This window comes from Actinokineospora guangxiensis (assembly GCF_042657845.1).
Lineage (GTDB): Bacteria > Actinomycetota > Actinomycetes > Mycobacteriales > Pseudonocardiaceae > Actinokineospora > Actinokineospora guangxiensis.
Genome location: NZ_JBHSKF010000004.1, coordinates 156,839 through 173,578, shown reverse-complemented (window position 1 = coordinate 173,578; position 16,740 = coordinate 156,839). Strand labels below are relative to the sequence as shown.

Sequence of the window (16,740 nt, the reverse complement as noted above, 5' to 3'; positions counted from 1 at the left end):
GCTTACTGGTGCGTAACCCTAGTCACGCGAACCGATCGGGCGAAAGCTGCTCGGCGGTCACCGCGACGTCGGCGGGGATCGGCTCGCCCGCGATGGCCGCGGCGCCCGCGGCGGCCAGCGCCGGGGCCATCTGGATGCCGTAGCCGCCCTGCCCGGCGAAGAACGCGAACCCGGGGTGCCCGGCGCGCGCCCCGACGACCGGGCCGCGGTCGGGGGCGAAGGTGCGCAGGCCCGCCCACGCGGTGCGCACGGTGCGCAGCTTCAGCGTGGTCATCTCGTTGACCCGGTCCAGGGCGCGCGCGACGTCGAGGTCCTCGGGCCTGGCGTCAACGGGCTCGCTGGGCGTCTCGTCGGCGGGCGAGACCAGCAGCGCGCCGGACTCGGGGCGGAAGTAGCAGGTCTCGGCGACGTCGGCGACCAGCGGCCAGGCGGGATCGATCGGCTCGCCCGCGGCGATGGCCACGGTCCGGCGCAGCGGACGCAGCCCGACCGGCGGCACCCCGGCCAGCTCGGCGAGGCGGTCGGTCCACGCGCCCGCGGCGGCGACGACCTGGCCCGCGCCCACCGTGTCGGGGCCGATGCCGACCCGCCAGCAGGCGCCGTTGCGGGTGAGGGCGGTGATCGGGGCGCCTTTGCGGATCTCGCCGCCGCGGGAGCGCAGCTCGCGGACGTAGTGCTGGTGCAGTCCCATCGCGTCGATGTCGGCGGTGTGCTCGTCCAGTGCGGCGCTGGTGAAGGCGTCGGGGCGCAGCGCGGGGCAGAACTGGCGGGCGCGGGCGACATCGATCGGCACGGAGCCGGGGATCTCGGTGGTGGCGTCCTCGCCGAGCCACAGCATGGGGAGCGGGGTGAGCAGGCCGTCGGCCAGGCGGGGGCGGGAGGCTGCGGTCAGGGCGCGGATGATCGGGCCGCCGTAGGAGGGCAGGAAGATCGCGGCGGAGCGGCCGGTGGTGTGCACGGCGAGCGCGGGCTCGGCCTCCACCAGCAGCACCGACCCGCGGCGGGCCAGTTCGGCCGCCACCGACACCCCGGCGATGCCGCCGCCCGCCACCACGAAGTCCCACGCCATGCGGCGAGACTATGTCAGGGACGCCAGCCCGGGTCCCGGCCGCTGAGCGCCAGCGCCTTGTCCAGGGTGGGCGCGTCGGCGGGCACGACGACCTCGGGGCCGAAGGCGCCCCACTCGCGGCCCATCTCGGCCATGCCCCCGATCGCGCGCAGCGCCGCGTCGGCCACCTCCGGGGCGACGGTGAAGTCCTGGCCGGTGGCGGCGGCCAGGTCCCAGCCGTGCATGACCAGCTCGGCGAAGAGCATCGTGCCGATCGTCTGCGCGGGCATGGGGTTCTGCACCAGCGTGATCTCGCCGTCCCAGGCCCCCGGCTCGCCCCAGGCGGCGACGGCACGCTCGACGCGGGCGGCGAAGAAGGCGGGCCAGTCGCCGCCGGTGTAGTCGGTGTTCTCGTCCTCGGACTCCAGCGGCGCCTCCTTGCGGGCGCGGCGCTCGGAGATCACCGCCGACCAGTGCGTCAGGTGGTTGGCGAGCGCGCGCACGTCCCACCCCGGGCACGGGGTCGGTCGGTCGTACTGGTCGGGGCTGACCCGCGCCGCGACGGCCGATGCCGCCTCCGCTGCCTGGGCCATGAGCTTGTGATCCATGGCGGAGACAGTATGTCCGCAGGTCACGAGCGGTCTTGAAGAAACGCGACGGCTGTCGGTGCCGGGGCTTACCGTGGCGGGGTGCAGGTGGATACCGGGGTGGACGAGGTGAGTCCGGGCGTGCTGGACCCGAGGACGGCGCGCACGAAGTTCGACCTGCGCAAAGCGGCGCCCTCGCCCGTGCTGGCGCCGTTCGTGGAGTACTTCTGGCGGGTCTCGTGGGACCTGTCGGAGGAGTTCACCCAGCGCGTCGTCCCGCACCCGAACGTCCACCTGGTCTTCGAGCCCGACGGCACCTGGGTCTACGGCGTCCTGCACGGCCTGTTCCGGCGCACGCTGACCGGCCGCGGCACCGTGCTCGGGGTGCGGTTCCACCCGGGTGGTTTCCGGCCGTGGCTGGGCGCGCGCGTCTCGACCATGACCGACGAGCGCTTCGCCGCCGCCGACCTGCTCCCCGGCTTCCCCCCGGTGGCGGGCATCCCCGACACCGACGCGGCCGAAGCCGCGCTCCTGCCGCTGTGCCCTCCCCCCGACCCGGCCGTCGCCGAGGCCCGCGCCCTGGTCGCGGCCATCGCCGACGACCTCACCCTGACCAGGGTGGACGACCTCGCCGCCCGCTTCGACCGCACGGTGCGCTCGGTGCAGCGCCTGTTCAACGAGTACGTCGGCGTCGGCCCCAAGTGGGTCATCCGCCGCTACCGCATGCACGAGGCCGCCGCCCGCGCCGACGAGGGCGGCGCGGTGGACTGGGCCGCCCTCGCCACCGACCTCGGCTTCAGCGACCAGTCCCACTTCACCCGCGAGTTCACCGCCGCCATCGGCGTCCCACCCGCCCGCTACGCCGCGGGCCGGTAGTTTCGCCCCGTGTACGACTTAGACGACGACCCGAGCCGCATCGACGCCGACGCCGTCTGGGCGTTCCTGTCCACCGAGGCGTACTGGGGACGCTGGCGCACCAGGGAACAGTTCGAGACCCAGCTGCGCGGCGCGTGGCGCGTGGTCGGCGCCTACGAGTCGGCCACCGGCACCCAGGTCGGCTTCGCCCGAGCCCTCTCCGACGGCGTCGGCCTGGCCTACCTGGCCGACGTGTTCGTCCTCCCGTCGGCCCGCGGCCACGGCCTCGGCAAGGCCCTGGTCCACCACATGATCGACAACGGCCCCGGCCCGCACCTGCGCTGGATGCTGCACACCGCCGACGCCCACGGCCTGTACGCGGGCTTCGGCTTCGCCACCCCGGACCAGACCTACCTGGAGCGCCCCGGCACCCCGCCCGGCATATCGCCGCCCGCCTGAGCGTTGCAGGTGGTGTGACCGACGTCGACGTGCTGGTGATCGGAGCGGGCCAAGCGGGCCTGTCGAGCGCCTACTTCCTCAAGAAGCACGCCATCGACTTCGCGGTCCTCGACGCCAACCCCACCCCCGGCGGCGCCTGGCTCCATCGCCGTCCGGGCCTGCGCATGGACAAGGTCCACGGCTTCCACGCCCTCCCCGGCCTCCCCCTGCCCCCGTACGACCCCGACGACCCGGCCTCGGAAGCCATCGCGGCCTACTTCGCCGCCTACGAAGCCGAATACGCCCTCCCCGTCCTGCGCCCCCGCCACGTCCACTCGGTGACCGAAGCCCCCCACAACCGCCTCCTGGTCACCGCCCGCACGGCCGCCGCTTCCGCCGAGACTTGGACCACCCGGGTCCTGATCAACGCCAGCGGCACCTGGGACAAGCCGTTCTGGCCCCGCTACCCCGGCCAGGAGCTGTTCCGCGGCCGTCAGCTCCACAGCGTGGACTACCGCTCCCCTGAGGACTTCCGCGACCAGCACGTCATCGTCGTCGGCGGCGGCGCCTCAGCCATCGAGGCCCTCCTGGAGATCACCCCGCTGGCCGCCACCACGACCTGGGCGACCCGCCGCCCCCCGGTCTTCCGCCACGGCCCTTTCACCGAGGCCCAAGGCCGAGCCGCCGTGGCCAAGGTCGCCGAACGCGTCACCGCAGGCCTGCCCCCCACCAGCGTGGTCCGCGCCACGGACCTGCATCTCACCCCCCGCATCGAGCAGGCCCTCGCCGAGGGCCACCTCACCCCCCACCCCATGTTCACCCGCCTGACCCCCACCGGCGCCCACTGGCCCGACGACACCGAAACCCCCGCCGACGCCATCCTCTACGCCACCGGCTACCGAGCCGCCCTGACCCACCTCTCCCCCCTCACCCTGCGCGCCCCCGGCGGCGGCATCCCCATGACCGGCACCCACACCACCGCCGACCCCCGCATCCACCTGGTCGGCTACGGCCCCTCCGCCAGCACCATCGGCGCCAACCGAGCAGGCCGCGCCGCCGTAGCCACCCTCCGCCGATACCTCAACCGCCCCACCACAATCCCCGCCTGACCTCCATCCACACCCCCCAACTCCACCTGGCCCCTCTCAGCATCCCCTCGATAACCTGGCGGCGGGGGGCCGGGCAAATCGCCTCCCGGCGCCGCGAAGTCACCGGACGCCCACACCCCCGACCGCACGTGACCCACGTCCTGGCGCACCACTGTTACCGATGGGTAGGCTCGCGCCGGGATGAGCACACACACAACCTTTGTCGCCGTGGGCGACTCGTTCACCGAGGGCATGTCGGATGAGCTGCCCGACGGCACCTGTCGAGGCTGGGCCGACCTCGTGGCGGCGCGACTGGCGCAGGACACGCCCGGATTCCGGTACGCCAACCTCGCGGTGCGCGGGAAGCTCGTCGGTCAGATCGTGGACGAGCAGGTCGGCCTGGCCGCCGACATGCGTCCAGACCTGGCCAGCTTCGCGGGCGGCATGAACGACGTGATGCGCCCTGGTTGCGACATCGACCGGGTGCTCGGCCGCATCGACGAAGCCGCCGCCCGGCTGACCGAGGGTTCCGGGAAGCTGCTGATGTTCCGCGTGATCGACCCGACACGACGGATGCGCAGCAGCGCACGCCTGCTGCCGAGGATCACCAAGCTCATCGATGGCGTCGACGCCGCCGCCGAGCGCCACGGCGCCGTGGTGGTCGACCTGTTCTCCCAGCGCGTGTTCGACTCCCCGGCGCTGTGGGCCGAAGACCGCATCCACCTGAACGCCGAGGGGCACCGCCGGGTGGCCGAGGCCGTCCTGTGCGCACTCGGCGCCGACCCCGCGTTCGACTGGAACGCCACCGTCCCACCCGCCCCGCCCTTGCCGTGGACGCTGCGCGCCAAGGCCGAGCTGCGATGGGCGCGCACGCACGTCGTGCCCTGGATCGGTCGCCGCCTCACCGGCCGCTCCTCAGGCGACAACCGCCCTCCCAAACGCCCTCAGCTGAGCCCCTTGCAGGACTGACAGCCCACGAAAGCTCCCGCTGGTCAGAACGCCTACGCGCCACCGGCGCACGGTTGGGCACGTGTGGGCCGACAGCGACTCACCAGACGACGCCCACAAACACGGCCTACGAATGCAGGTCGTCCAACGCCTGACTACGGTCCGTTTGCTCGGCACGGGCAGACTCTCCCGGACCGAACATGTCTTCTGCGTTCGCCCCTTTCCCACGCTCCAGAAACTGCCCCAGCAATCCGGGGAGGGCTTCATCGGCGAACGCGAGGCCCTTCCCCGCGTCGACGTCGGGAATCACGTAGGCCCCGGAGTTCGCCGATGTCGCCACCACGAGGGTCGCCAGGCCCAGACGACGCTGAAACGGTGAGCTGACCACACGCCAGCCGATGATCCCGCCGCGCTGCAGCGCGATTGTTCGCCTGCGCACCGACCCTGACCTGACGACCAGATACTCGCCGTCCAGTCGGTGGCCCAGACTGCGGTAGGCATCGAGAGCGAGCGCCACCCCCTGTGGGCACCGCGACCGCGGCCACCGCTGCCGCGATGATCAGCAGGACATCGGTCAGCCATGCGCCGAGCACCACCAGAACGCCGACTACGACAGCCACCGCCGCTAGCGACCACGTCAGCCTGCGGCGACGAGCCGCCTTGGGGTGCAGGACAAGGCCGTCAGGTTCGGTTGGCGACCTCGGCTCACGCAGGACGTCCTGGGCGATTCGCTGCGCCTTCGACTTCGGCATGGCGGGGGCGAGGGAACGCGGCACGCTGTGGCCTTGGTCGTCCTTGACCCGCAGACCGGTGGCCACGGCATCCACCCGGGCCGCGCCGACGACCCGGGAAGCAAGCGGCTCAACCAGTTCGACGCCGCGCACCCGCCGCTCCTCGATGGTCAACGATCGGGTCGTCACCAGGCCTCGGCGCATGACCAACGCGCCGGGCTCGCGGGTGAGCCGGTACGACCACCACATCTCGACGAACATCCCGAGACTGCCCACTACGCCGATGAACAGGCCGATGGCCACCAGCACCGCTACCAGTTCGACGACGCTGAGACCGTCGAACACATCGCCCACCGTCCGCACCACCGAGGACTGCAGGTTGAACCAGTCGGCCACTTGCATGACGCCGCCGAAGGCCGCTGCGCCGAGGATGGGAGTGGAGACCGAGAGCGGCGCGTAACGCAGCCAGCTCCAGTCCAGGGTCGCGAGCAGACCGGCCTGCTTCTCCTCCGGCTCCGCGCCCCGGCGCAGCAGGTCTCGGCGCAGCGCCTCGCCCACGGCGCGGTCGAGAGGATCAAAGGTGATCACCTCGCCGGCGTTGTCCTGCTGGCCGGTGCCGATGCGTACCTTCACCACGCCGAAGATCCGATGGGCGGGCCCGGCATCGATGTCGACGCTGCGCACCCGTTCGCGCGGGATGGACTTCTTCGTGTGGACAATGAAGTCGTACCGGTACTCCACTCTGGAATCGGTGATTCGGTACCGGACGTGCTTCCAGTTGATCCAGTCCAGCACCAATCCGCCCAGCACCAGCACGACCGCCCCACCGAGCAGCAGCGATCCCACGGCCCACGACGGCACCTCGGAGCGGAGCAGCCAGTAGCCCGCGGGCACACAGCCCGCCGCCGCGATCCCGAGCATGATCACGGTCGTGACGCGGAAGGTGCGGCGGTCGAGCTGCTTCCAGGGGATCTCCGTCATGTGGCATCACCCGGGGTGGCCTGGGTGACGGCGGTCAACTCGCGGACCACGTCGTCGGCCTTGTCGTGGTCGAGTCCGGGGATGCGAATGGCGCCTTGTGACGACGCCGTCGTCACTGTCACTGTGGACAGACGGAAGCGCTGCTCCAGCGGGCCGCGCTTGGTGTCGACTGTCTGGATGCGCGACATGGGCGCGATCCGCCAGTCCTGCCAGAACCAGCCAGACCTCGCGTAGACCGCGTCCTCGGTGACCTCCCAGCGGTGCACCCGGTAGCGCACGCGCGAAACCACCAGGGCATCCACGAGGCAGATGACCGCGCACACCGCCGCGCCCAGGAGCAGCCACGGACGCGCGGGCGGGATGAGGAGAGCGGTGATCACGAGCACGGCGACGATGGAGCCCCACCCGACCAGGGCCTGCGTCGCCCACCAGGTGACGGCTCGGCGCTCGACCGGGTTGCTCGGCGGCCGCAGCCGAGGGGGCGTGCTGGAAGCTGGCATGTCCACAGTCGATCATCTCTGGGGTGGGCGCGCCACGGACAAAGGTAGGAAGTGCGCCATACCAAAGTAGGGTTCGCGCCCTACCAAAGTAGGATGTCGCCCCTACCTTGGTAGTGATTCACCCCCGCCGAGCCGCCTCGAACAGTAGTTTCGAGCACATGTCCGACTCCGAGAAAGCGCCACTGTGGCGCACGCCGCGCCAGCGGGCCTGGTACCTGATGCCCATCGTGGTCATCGGGCTGGCCCTCGTGGCGATCCTCGTGTCCGTCGGTCTTCCGAAGACCACCGTGGGCTGGATCGACATCGTGCTCACGATCGGTTCCCTGGGCCTGCTGTACCTCCGCGCCCGCCACCCGCTGGGCGTCATGGTGGCGACGATCGCGTGCGCCGGCTTCTACCACGCGTGCATGATGATCATCCCGGAGCTGTCGGCGGAGGTCTTCAAATCCACCGACCCGTGGCTACCTCTGGTGACGCCAGTAGTCGTCTACAACATTGTGCTGCACGGCCGCCGGTGGGCTGCTCTGGTGAGCATCGCGGCGCTCGGTGTGCTCGGTGCCCGGCCGTGGGACACCTCCACCGACCTCGTTCTCGCCACGGTGACGATGGTGGTGGTGCCTGCGCTGATCGGTCTCTACATCGGCGCGCACCGCGGCTTGGTGCAGGCGCTGACCGACCGGGCGGAGCGGTTGGAACGCGAGCAGCACCTGCGCGAGGAACAAGCCAGAGCCGACGAGCGGGTTCGCCTCGCGGCGGAGATGCACGACGTCGTCAGCCACCGGCTCAGCCTGATGGTGCTTCACCTCGGGGCGATGGGCCTGTCCGCCACCGACGAGCGGACCAGGTCAGCGGCGGAGGAGCTGCGCGCGGCGGGCTGCGAGGCGCTCAACGAGCTGCGGGAACTGGTGGGTGTGCTGCGCGAGGACCGAGGGGATCCGACCACCCCCGCCGACGACGAGCCTGCGCCGGTTCCGAGCCTGGAGCAGCTGATCGCCGAGTCGTTGGCCGTCGGGGTCGTGGTGGACCTGGTTCTGGAGGGCAATCCGAACCCGACGTCGCGTGCGGTCGGCAGAACGGCGTACCGCGTCGTGCAGGAGTCGCTGACCAATATCCGTAAGCACGCGCCGGGGGCGTCGGCGACGGTGTTGGTGCGCTATCTGGGCGACCGACTTCGCCTGACGGTCCGCAACGACACCGGGATCGGCCCGGTTGACCAGGTGCTGGTGAACTCCGGTTCCAGGACGGGATTGCTGGGCCTGCGGCAGCGGGTGGAGTTGGTCGGCGGCTCGCTGCAGGCCGGGCCGCGCGAGGACGGCGGCTTCGAGGTGGACGCGATACTGCCCTCCTACGTGCCCACGTCGGGAGGGCGCGAGTGATCCGGGTTGTCGTCGTCGACGACGAGCCGATGGTGTGCCAGCACTTGCAGACCATTCTCTCGTCAGCCGAGGACATCGAGGTGGTCGATCAGGCGCACGACGGCGCGGCGGCGGTGGAGGCCGTGGTCCGCCGCGAGCCGCACGTCGTGCTGATGGATCTGAAGATGCCCGGCGTCGACGGATTGACCGCGATCGAGCGGATCACGCGGATGGCGAAGCGGCCCGCGGTGGTAGCGCTGACGACCTTCGACGCCGACGAGAACGTGATCAGGGCGATGCGCGCGGGTGCGGCGGGATTCCTGTTGAAGACGACTCCCCCAGGCGACCTGATCGACCTGGTCCGGGTGGCTGCGGCCGGGCACACGGTCATGTCTCCGGCGGCGACGAAGCGGTTGATCGCGGCGCAGAGCGGGGAGCAGAAGGCCCGCGAGCGGGCCACCGAGCTGGTGGACCGCCTGTCGGAGCGGGAAGCCGAGGTGCTGGCCGGGCTTGGCCTGGGGCTCACCAACGCCGAGATCGCGAAGCGCCTGCACCTGAGTGTGGCGACGATCAAGGGCTACGTGGGCAGCACCCTGGCCAAGCTCGAATGCGGCAACCGGACCGAGGCCAGCAGGTTGGCCTACGACGCCGGGCTGGTGACGAGATGAGGCGGGTGGGCCATTGGCATAGGCCGTGATCGCCGGGAACTCGCACGCGAGCGTTCGTCACCCGGGCCGCGAGGCCTATACCGTGCGCGCTGAGTCGACTACGGTGCGCGGGCATGAGGCGATCCTTGGTCATCACCGCGCTGGTCGCGGTCGCGGTGGGTGGGGTACCGACGGCGGGGGCGGCGACCCCGGCCCGCATGCCGGATCTCACCTGGCGTCTGTCGGACACGGGTACGACCGCGCAGTTGCGCGGGTTGGCGGCTGTCAGCTCACGGGTGGCGTGGGCCAGCGGCTCCCGCGGGACCGTGCTGCGTACCGTCGACAGTGGACGAACCTGGCAGCGGAGCACGCCGCCGGGCAGCGAAGGGCTGGAGCTCCGGGACATCGAGGCCTTCGACGCGACCACCGCTGTGGCGCTGTCGATCGGGCCTGGTGACCAGTCGCGGATCTATCGGACCACCGACGGGGGCGCGTCGTGGACGGAAACGTTCCGCAGCGGGGAACCGACAGCTTTCTACGACTGCATGGCGTTCTTCGACCGCAGGCACGGGCTCGCGATGAGTGATCCGGTGGACGGGAAGTTCCGCGTGCTGAGCACTGACGACGGGGGCGCCAGCTGGCGGATCGTGCCCGACGACGGGATGCCGCCCGCGTTGGAAGGCGAGTTCGGGTTCGCCGCGAGCGGGCAGTGCCTGACGGTCGCCGACGGGCGGTATGCCTGGATCGCGACCGGCGGCGGGGCGACGGCGCGGGTGCTGCGCTCGGCGGATCGGGGCCTGACCTGGGCGGCGGTCGACACCGTGCTGGCGGGCGGGCCGACGGCGGGCGTCTACGCGACGGCGTTCCGGGACAAGTCCCGGGGGATCGCGGTCGGAGGTGACTACACCGTGCCGACCGGGGCGGTCGACGCGCTCGGAGTGACCCGCGACGGTGGGCGGACGTGGTCGCGGCCGAAGACCGCGCCGCAGGGCTACCGATCGGGGGTCGCCTGGCACTCGATCCTGCCGACGGTGGCCATCGCGGTCGGACCGACGGGCAGCGACGTCACGCTGGACGGCGGGGTGCGCTGGCGCCAGTTCGACTCGGGGACCTTCGACAGCGTCGACTGCACGCGCGACGGGGCGTGCTGGGCGTCTGGGGCAGCGGGGCGGGTGGGTGTGCTGAAGCTGACCTGGTCCTGAGCTTCTCGGCTTGGCGGGGCCGGGCGTCCGGAAGTCGGGGCGTCCGGCACCCCTCGGCGCGGCGTTAATCGGTTTGACGGAGGCGGTCAGTCGCGCAACGGTGCGTCGCATGACGAGTCTCATTCAGAACGTTGTGATCGACTGTGCTGACACGTACAAGGTGGGGACCTTCTGGGCGCAGGTCGTGGGCTATCCGCTGGCCGACGACGATGAGCCTGGGGACCCCGAGGCGGTCATCGTGCTGCCCGGAGGGATCGGGCTGTACTTCGCTCAGGTGCCCGAGGGGAAGTCCGTGAAGAATCGGCTCCACCTGTGCTTGAAGCCTGACAACCCACGCGATGACGAGGTGCAGCGACTGCTGGGGATCGGCGCGACGATGGTCGATGACCGGCGTAAGCCGGATGGGCGTGGGTGGGCGGTGCTGGCCGACCCGGAGGGCAACGAGTTCTGCGTCTTGCGCGGCGAGCACGACAGCCCGCCGAACCACGGATGGCCGACCGACCCGACGCCTGCGTGACCCAAGGGCCGGAGGCGACCGACCCTGCGTGACCAGAGGGCCGACGTCGACCGAAGCCTGCGCGACCGGAGGGCCGAGGTCGGCCCCAACCCGTCCGGCCGCGGCCGGCGGGCCACTCCAGGTCCGGCGCGACCGCCGTCCGCAACGCCCCGGACCTGGAGTGATCGCGCCGTCGCACCCGCTCCGGGCCACCTCGCCGGAGCCTGCTGCCTGCCTGGTGTGACCAATCGGCCGGAACCGCTTCCGGACCCGGGGTGACAATTCAATTGGTCTAGACCCATTATGGTGGGGTGCGCACACCACTGCTGGAGATCATCGCCCTGACGACCGAGGACGCCCGCGCCGCTGAGCGCGGTGGGGCGGATCGGCTCGAAGTCGTCGCCGACATGGCTCAGGACGGGGTCACGCCCGATCCTGAGCTGGTGGCCGAGATACGGGCGTCGGTCGGCATCCCGCTGCGGGTCATGGTCCGGGGTGGGGCCGGGTTCACCGCGAACGAGGCCGAGGTGGAGCGCATGGTGGACGCGGCCGGGCGGTTGCGGGCAGCGGGGGCCGAGGAGTTCGTGTTCGGGTTCCTCACCGATGACGGGGCGGTGGACCTGGCCGCCACGCGGGCGGTCGTCGAGGCGATCGACGGGTGTCCGTGGACGTTCCACCGGGCCGTCGACCACGCGGGGGACGTGCGGCAGGCGTGGGACGCGCTCGCGGGGCTGCCGGGACTGGACACCGTGCTGACCGCGGGCTCGGCGGCCGGGCTCGGCGACGGGCTGGAGCGGCTGGCCTGCCGGGCCGACTGGCCCGGGCCCCGCCTGCTCGCGGGCGGTGGCCTGCGGCACGCGCACGTTCCGGCGCTGCGGGCCATGGGCGTCACCGCCATCCACGCGGGCGGCCTCGTCCGCGACGGCTGGGAGCAACCGGTCGACTCCGACCGGGTCCGCGTCCTCAGGACGATGCTCGACGCCTGAGTCCCGCTCCACCCCCGGTCGATGGCTGAGCAGCCGGGTGGGCAGGCGGCTGAGCGGCGTTCGGGTGGTCGGTGCAGGTCGGATCGAGTGTCCGCGGTTCGACCGCGCACCAACCGTCCGGGCAGGTGGCCCCCGTCCTGCGGTCGTAGAGGGGGCGTGGGCCGTTACGATGCGCGCGGGAGAAGCGGGGGCGCTGCGTGCGGGATGAACTGTCGGCCGATGAGATGCGGGCCTGGGCGCCGCAGCCTGAGACGTCCCCGCCGCCTGCCGATCTGCGGCTCCCCGGATACAGCGGGTTCCAGCTCGTCGCTCAAGGCGGCGAGGGGTCGGTGTACCGGGCTCGGCAGGACGGGCTCGGGCGGGATGTCGCGATCAAGGCGTTGCAGGTGGTCGATCCGGCGACACAGGCCCGGTTCCGGCGCGAGCTGGAGATCACCGTTCGGCTCGGCAGGCAGCATCCGCACATCGTCACCGTGTTGGACACGGGCACGCTGCCGGATGGGCGGCCGTGCATCGTCATGGAGTTCTACGACCTCGGTTCGCTGCACGACCGGCTTCGTGCGCACGGACCGCTGCCGGTCGCCGAGGTCGTCGCCGCGGGAACGGCGGTCTCGGACGCGCTGGCGTTCGCGCACGGGCAGGGGTTCTTGCACCGGGACGTGAAGCCGCAGAACGTGCTGGTGCTCCCGACCTCGTACGTCCTCGCCGACTTCGGTATCGCCAGGGGCGCGGACGCGGGGCACTCGGCGTCGCTGCAGATGGTCAGCTACCGGCACGCCGCACCGCAGATGATCGCCGGGGAGGCGCCCGCGGCCGCCGACGACCTGTGGTCGCTGGGGTCGACGCTGTTCACCCTGCTGACCGGGCACCCCCCGTTCGCGGGGGTGAACCCCGACGAAGACACCGTGCTCTCCTATCTCGACCGAGTCCGCGCCGCCGATCCCCGCCCCCTGACCAGGTCGGATGTCCCCCGCGCACTCGCCGAGATCATCGCCCGCTGCCTGAGCAAGCGCCGCGAAGACCGCTTCCCCGACGCGACCGCCCTGCGGGACGCGCTGGCAGGCGTCGGCACCGACCTGCGCCGCTGGCAACCGCCCGTCGACCCGGACGCGACCTCGATCGCCCCCACCCCGGCCCGTCCCGCCGAGGACGCCACCAGCCTGCCCGCCGACTTCGGCCCGAGCCCGACTCCCGCACCCGACCCGCCACAGGCCCACGAACCACCACAGCCGCACCCTGCCCCGGAATCCCGCGGCACGATGACCGGCCGCCTGGCCGACCTCACCCAGCGCCACAGCGACACGTCCCCCGCCGACTTCGGCCCCGGCACCGCGGGCCCCGCCCTGCCGCCATCCGCCCCTCCCCCGACGTGGACGCCGCAGCCCGACCCGCCGACAGCCGCCACCCCACCAAGCAGCCGGATCACCCCGGCACCCCCCACAAGGTCATCCCAGGCCGAGCCACCGACAGCTGCCCCGACAAGCAGCTCATCCACCCCCGCACCCTCCCCACCGCGACTCGAACCACCGACGGCTGCCGTCCCAGCAAGCGGCACAGCCGACCCCGCGTCCTCCCCACCGCCGCAGCCCGAACTCCCGGCACGCGGCACCACCGCCCCTGGGCACCCCGCAAGGCCACCCCAGCCTGAGCCCTCGGCAACCGCCGCATCAGCAGACCGCCCAGCCGACCCAGCCCCTCAGCAGCATCCCAAGCGGCCCCAACCCGAGCCCCCGACGGCGACCGCCCCGGCAGGCAGCACAGCCGACCCCGCATCCTTCCCACCGCAGCCCCAACCACCAACGACTTCCACCCCCGCACACGGCCCAGCACACCCCGCAAGGCCACCCCAGCCCGAACCCTCGGCAACCGCCGCATCGGCAGACAGCCCAGCCGACCCAGCCCCCCAGCAGTCACCCAGGCCGCCCCAAGCCGAGCCCTCGGCGGCAGTCACCCCGACGGGCAGCACCGCCGACTCGGCACCCCTGCCACAGCCGACCAAGCCACCCCACCCCGAGCAACCCACCACCGCCGACCCCGCAAGCCCAGTCGTCACGCGACAGCCCGCGACTCCGCCACGATCTGAGCCCCCCACACCCGTCACCCCGGCGGACCGCACCGCTGTCCCCACCCGTCCGCCGCAGTCCGCGCAGCCGACACCGCCCCAGCGGCCGACAGCCGCCCCGGGCAACACCGCCGATTCGGCACCTCACCCGCAGAACGCGCGTCCGCCCCATCCCGTGCGCCCGGCGGCCGTCGTCCCGCCCCCCAACCAGGACCACTGGCAGCCGTCGTTCCCCGCCCGTGACACCCCCACGGTGCCGAAGCTGACCCCCAGCGCCATCGACGGCTTCCCCGCGATGCCCAAGGCGCACGAGTGGGAGTACGACACCGCCCCCCGCCCGTCGGCCGAGCCGCAGGCCCAGCGGTGGCGTGGGTTCGCGATCGCCGGGATCGTCGCGGCTGTGGTGGGGGTGGGGATTGGGGTGTTGGCCAGTCGGGAGGTGGCTACCACGCCGCCTGTGGCGAGTACGCCGCCAGTCACCTCCAGCGTGTCGATTCCGCCGGGTGGGGATCCCGCGGTCGCGCCCGTGCTGACCGATGTGGACGATCGAGGGGACGAGGTGGAGCTGACCTGGACTGATCCGACGCGGGGGCAGGCGCAGTTCGTCCTCTATGACGTCACCGCGGCCGGTGGCGTCCCCCAGCCGATCACCGGGATCGCCGCGGGGCTCACAGGGTTCGTGGTCACCGGGCTGGACCCGAGGGTGCCGGAGTACTGCTTCCAGCTGGTCGCCATCGGGCTGACCGATCCGTCGACGCAGCGCGGGGCCTCGGATCGGGTGTGCGTGTCGCGTTAGCGGTGGCGTAGGGGCCTGGGGTCGATGGGCCACAGGAGTCTGCGGTACCAGGGGGCCTTGCGGGCGACGGCGGTGCGGGCCCGGCGGGCGAGGGTCCAGGGGTCGGTGGCGGCCGGGGACGGCGGGTAGGGGGCGAAGGCGGCGCGGTCGGCCAGGGTGGCGAGGGTGTGGGCCGCGGGGTCGGGGATGGTGGCGGCGATGGCGGGGGCGGTCAGGTGGGGGGCCGGGGTGCGGCCGGAGACGACCAGTTGGTCGAGGACGTGGCGCCAGGCGCCGGTGGCGCCGGATCGGCGCAGGCGGGATCGGCGAGCCAGGCGCAGGGTCGCCAGGACGGCGGCGGCCAGGACAGGCAGCAGGGCGATGCCGGTGGCGACCACCCACACCCGCGACGGCGGTTCGGCGGCGGCCTGCGGCGGGGGCGCGTGGGGGGGCGGGAGCAGCGGGGGCAGGTCCGACGGCGGGGTGGGCGGGGATGCGGTGACCGAGGCCAAGCGGTCGAGGACTTCGCGCTTGGCGGCGGCGCTGGGGCCGCTGTCGGTGCCGGAGACGGGGTCGAACGGGACCCAGCCCCAGCCCTGGAAGTAGACCTCGGGCCAAGCGGTGACGTCGACGCCGCGCAGGACCCGGTACCCGTCGGGGCCCTCCGGCACGGGCGGGAAGCCGACGACGACGCGGGTGGGCAGGCCGACGGCGCGGGCCAGGACGGCGTACGCGGTGGCGAACTGCTCGGCGGTGCCCTCGCCCGCCCCGTTGGTGCCGGGCGCGCCGAACAGGAACTGCGAGATGCGCGCGTAGGAGGAGCCGGTCGGGGCTTCGGCGTCGGGCACGCGGTCGAGCCGGACGACCTGTTCCAGGGCGACGGCCTGCTCGTAGGGGTTGGTCGCCGACTTGACGCTGGTGCGCGCGTACTCGGCGAGGTCGGCTGGCAGTCTCGGCAGTTCGAGGTACTCCTCGACGGGTGCGCCGCCGGGCACGCCCGCGCCTGCCAGCTGCTCGTCGGTGGGCTGGTCGAGGATTCCGTCCACGGTGTACCGCAGGCCGGGGGTCAGGCCCCTGGGCAGCACGAGGGCGCCGGAGTCGGGGTCGACCAAAGCGTCGCTGAGGCTGGTCGAGACGGTGCGGCCCATGCCGGGCAGCCAGGTTCCGTCGAGCGCGCCGACGGTGATCTCGACCGACACGCCCTCGACACGTCCGCCGGGCGGCAGCGCGGGGGCGTCGACGGCGCCCAGCGGGCCGTAGAGGGTGGCGGCGCGCCAGCTCGCGCCGGTGTACTTCGACAGCACGGCCAGGCGCACGGCGTGTTGCGGACCGCGCAGGCGCAGCAGTTCGGTGTCGGGGGCGGCCGCCCAGGCGGCGAGGCGGGGCAGCGGGTTGGCGACCTGGACGTCGGCGATGGGCGGCTGGACCAGCTCGCGCGGCTCGAAGGCGTCCCCGGCGGGCAGCACCACCGCGACGAGGCCGACCACCGCGCCGAGTACCGCGGGCGCCTCGGACCGGCGCACCCAGCCCGCCAGCGCGATGGCGACCACGCCGACCGCGGCGAGTCCGTACGGGTCGGCTGAGCCGCCGGTGAGCAGCGCGCCCGAGGCGTACAGCGCGACGGCGGCCAGCGGTGGGCCGAGCAGCCGGGTGCCGCGCAGCGACACGGCGGCGACCACGGCCACGCAGAACACGAACACCACGCCGGGCATCAGCAGGTCGACCGTCGGCGGCGCGGGACGGGCGGCGGTGAGCAGCCGGGGGACGCTGTCGCGCAGCACCTCCATCGGCCCGCCCTCGATGGCCCCGCGCGCGGCGAAGTACCCGCCCGCCAGGCCCGCCGGGATCAGCACCGTCAGCACCGAGCCCGCCGGGAACCGACCGGCGGCGGCGACGAGCACGTGGGCGAGCACGACGGCCGCGACGAGCAGCCCGAGCGCGAGCAGCCCCGACCAGCCCTGCGCCAGCGGCACGACCGCGACGCCCAGAAGCAGCGCTGACCAGGCGAACCTCAGCCCTCCGGGGCCGCGCTCGGCTGCCT

At 72.7% G+C, this 16,740-nt stretch carries 15 protein-coding genes and 1 pseudogene; 10 read left to right on the top strand and 6 right to left on the bottom strand.

The window, feature by feature from the left end:
• Nucleotides 1–22 precede the first annotated feature (22 nt).
• Complete coding sequence (locus tag ACFPM7_RS11080; RefSeq protein WP_378246720.1) at nucleotides 23–1,069, bottom strand: NAD(P)/FAD-dependent oxidoreductase; 1,047 nt, start codon at nucleotides 1,067–1,069, stop codon at nucleotides 23–25.
• A gap of 14 nt (nucleotides 1,070–1,083) precedes the next feature.
• Nucleotides 1,084–1,656 carry a TIGR03086 family metal-binding protein gene (locus ACFPM7_RS11075; protein WP_378246718.1) on the bottom strand — a complete coding sequence of 191 codons (573 nt, stop codon included), beginning with the start codon at nucleotides 1,654–1,656 and terminating at the stop codon, nucleotides 1,084–1,086.
• Nucleotides 1,657–1,737: 81 nt separating this feature from the next.
• Between ACFPM7_RS11075 and ACFPM7_RS11070 the strand changes: the two genes are divergently transcribed.
• The 4 genes from ACFPM7_RS11070 to ACFPM7_RS11055 all read left to right on the top strand — a co-directional run bounded on the left by ACFPM7_RS11070 (nucleotide 1,738) and on the right by ACFPM7_RS11055 (nucleotide 4,985).
• On the top strand, nucleotides 1,738–2,511 hold the full coding sequence (locus tag ACFPM7_RS11070) for a DUF6597 domain-containing transcriptional factor (RefSeq protein WP_378246716.1): 774 nt from the start codon (nucleotides 1,738–1,740) through the stop codon (nucleotides 2,509–2,511).
• 9 nt (nucleotides 2,512–2,520) lie between these two features.
• Complete coding sequence (locus tag ACFPM7_RS11065) at nucleotides 2,521–2,949, top strand: GNAT family N-acetyltransferase (RefSeq protein WP_378246714.1); 429 nt, start codon at nucleotides 2,521–2,523, stop codon at nucleotides 2,947–2,949.
• A 14-nt stretch (nucleotides 2,950–2,963) separates the two neighbouring features.
• Nucleotides 2,964–4,037, top strand: a complete 1,074-nt coding sequence (locus tag ACFPM7_RS11060; protein WP_378246712.1) for an NAD(P)-binding domain-containing protein — start codon at nucleotides 2,964–2,966, stop codon at nucleotides 4,035–4,037.
• A gap of 180 nt (nucleotides 4,038–4,217) precedes the next feature.
• Nucleotides 4,218–4,985: an SGNH/GDSL hydrolase family protein gene (locus ACFPM7_RS11055; protein ID WP_378246710.1), complete on the top strand. Its 768-nt coding sequence runs from the start codon at nucleotides 4,218–4,220 to the stop codon at nucleotides 4,983–4,985.
• Between the two features lie 106 nt (nucleotides 4,986–5,091).
• On the opposite strand, the gene ACFPM7_RS11050 is transcribed toward ACFPM7_RS11055, so the two are convergent.
• The 3 genes and pseudogenes from ACFPM7_RS11050 to ACFPM7_RS11040 all read right to left on the bottom strand — a co-directional run bounded on the left by ACFPM7_RS11050 (nucleotide 5,092) and on the right by ACFPM7_RS11040 (nucleotide 7,176).
• The gene (locus ACFPM7_RS11050; RefSeq protein ID WP_378246708.1) at nucleotides 5,092–5,403 is read right to left on the bottom strand and encodes a PH domain-containing protein; all 312 of its coding nucleotides are present in this window, start codon (nucleotides 5,401–5,403) and stop codon (nucleotides 5,092–5,094) included.
• Nucleotides 5,404–6,295: 892 nt separating this feature from the next.
• A pseudogene (locus ACFPM7_RS11045) lies at nucleotides 6,296–6,616 on the bottom strand (PH domain-containing protein); the annotation flags it as partial.
• Nucleotides 6,617–6,672: 56 nt separating this feature from the next.
• A complete protein-coding gene (locus ACFPM7_RS11040; RefSeq protein WP_378246706.1) occupies nucleotides 6,673–7,176 on the bottom strand; it encodes a PH domain-containing protein in 504 nt (167 codons plus the stop codon).
• Between the two features lie 218 nt (nucleotides 7,177–7,394).
• On the opposite strand from ACFPM7_RS11040, the gene ACFPM7_RS11035 reads away from it, so the two are divergent.
• The 6 genes from ACFPM7_RS11035 (at nucleotide 7,395) to ACFPM7_RS11010 (ending at nucleotide 14,720) form a co-directional block, all read left to right on the top strand.
• Nucleotides 7,395–8,552: a sensor histidine kinase gene (locus ACFPM7_RS11035; protein ID WP_378246704.1), complete on the top strand. Its 1,158-nt coding sequence runs from the start codon at nucleotides 7,395–7,397 to the stop codon at nucleotides 8,550–8,552.
• Nucleotides 8,549–9,199 (top strand): response regulator transcription factor, encoded by a 651-nt coding sequence (locus ACFPM7_RS11030; protein WP_378246702.1) that lies wholly within the window; start codon nucleotides 8,549–8,551, stop codon nucleotides 9,197–9,199. The genes ACFPM7_RS11035 and ACFPM7_RS11030 overlap by 4 nt, the downstream gene beginning before the upstream one ends.
• A gap of 113 nt (nucleotides 9,200–9,312) precedes the next feature.
• Complete coding sequence (locus ACFPM7_RS11025) at nucleotides 9,313–10,380, top strand: WD40/YVTN/BNR-like repeat-containing protein (protein WP_378246700.1); 1,068 nt, start codon at nucleotides 9,313–9,315, stop codon at nucleotides 10,378–10,380.
• A 109-nt stretch (nucleotides 10,381–10,489) separates the two neighbouring features.
• Nucleotides 10,490–10,897, top strand: a complete 408-nt coding sequence (locus tag ACFPM7_RS11020; protein ID WP_378246698.1) for a VOC family protein — start codon at nucleotides 10,490–10,492, stop codon at nucleotides 10,895–10,897.
• Nucleotides 10,898–11,187: 290 nt separating this feature from the next.
• Nucleotides 11,188–11,862: a copper homeostasis protein CutC gene (locus tag ACFPM7_RS11015; RefSeq protein ID WP_378246696.1), complete on the top strand. Its 675-nt coding sequence runs from the start codon at nucleotides 11,188–11,190 to the stop codon at nucleotides 11,860–11,862.
• A 197-nt stretch (nucleotides 11,863–12,059) separates the two neighbouring features.
• On the top strand, nucleotides 12,060–14,720 hold the full coding sequence (locus ACFPM7_RS11010) for a serine/threonine-protein kinase (RefSeq protein WP_378246694.1): 2,661 nt from the start codon (nucleotides 12,060–12,062) through the stop codon (nucleotides 14,718–14,720).
• On the opposite strand, the gene ACFPM7_RS11005 is transcribed toward ACFPM7_RS11010, so the two are convergent.
• Complete coding sequence (locus ACFPM7_RS11005; protein WP_378246691.1) at nucleotides 14,717–16,672, bottom strand: transglutaminase TgpA family protein; 1,956 nt, start codon at nucleotides 16,670–16,672, stop codon at nucleotides 14,717–14,719. The genes ACFPM7_RS11010 and ACFPM7_RS11005 overlap by 4 nt on opposite strands.
• Between the last annotated feature and the right edge of the window lie 68 nt (nucleotides 16,673–16,740).

Bases quoted from the DNA above. Each gene is read 5' to 3' on its own strand.
- ACFPM7_RS11035 (WP_378246704.1), top strand. From the start codon at position 7,395: ATGCCCATCGTGGTCATCGGGCTGGCCCTCGTGGCGATCCTCGTGTCC.
- ACFPM7_RS11075 (WP_378246718.1), bottom strand. From the start codon at position 1,656: ATGGATCACAAGCTCATGGCCCAGGCAGCGGAGGCGGCATCGGCCGTC.
- ACFPM7_RS11025 (WP_378246700.1), top strand. From the start codon at position 9,313: ATGAGGCGATCCTTGGTCATCACCGCGCTGGTCGCGGTCGCGGTGGGT.
- ACFPM7_RS11080 (WP_378246720.1), bottom strand. From the start codon at position 1,069: ATGGCGTGGGACTTCGTGGTGGCGGGCGGCGGCATCGCCGGGGTGTCG.
- ACFPM7_RS11040 (WP_378246706.1), bottom strand. From the start codon at position 7,176: ATGCCAGCTTCCAGCACGCCCCCTCGGCTGCGGCCGCCGAGCAACCCG.
- ACFPM7_RS11055 (WP_378246710.1), top strand. From the start codon at position 4,218: ATGAGCACACACACAACCTTTGTCGCCGTGGGCGACTCGTTCACCGAG.
- ACFPM7_RS11020 (WP_378246698.1), top strand. From the start codon at position 10,490: ATGACGAGTCTCATTCAGAACGTTGTGATCGACTGTGCTGACACGTAC.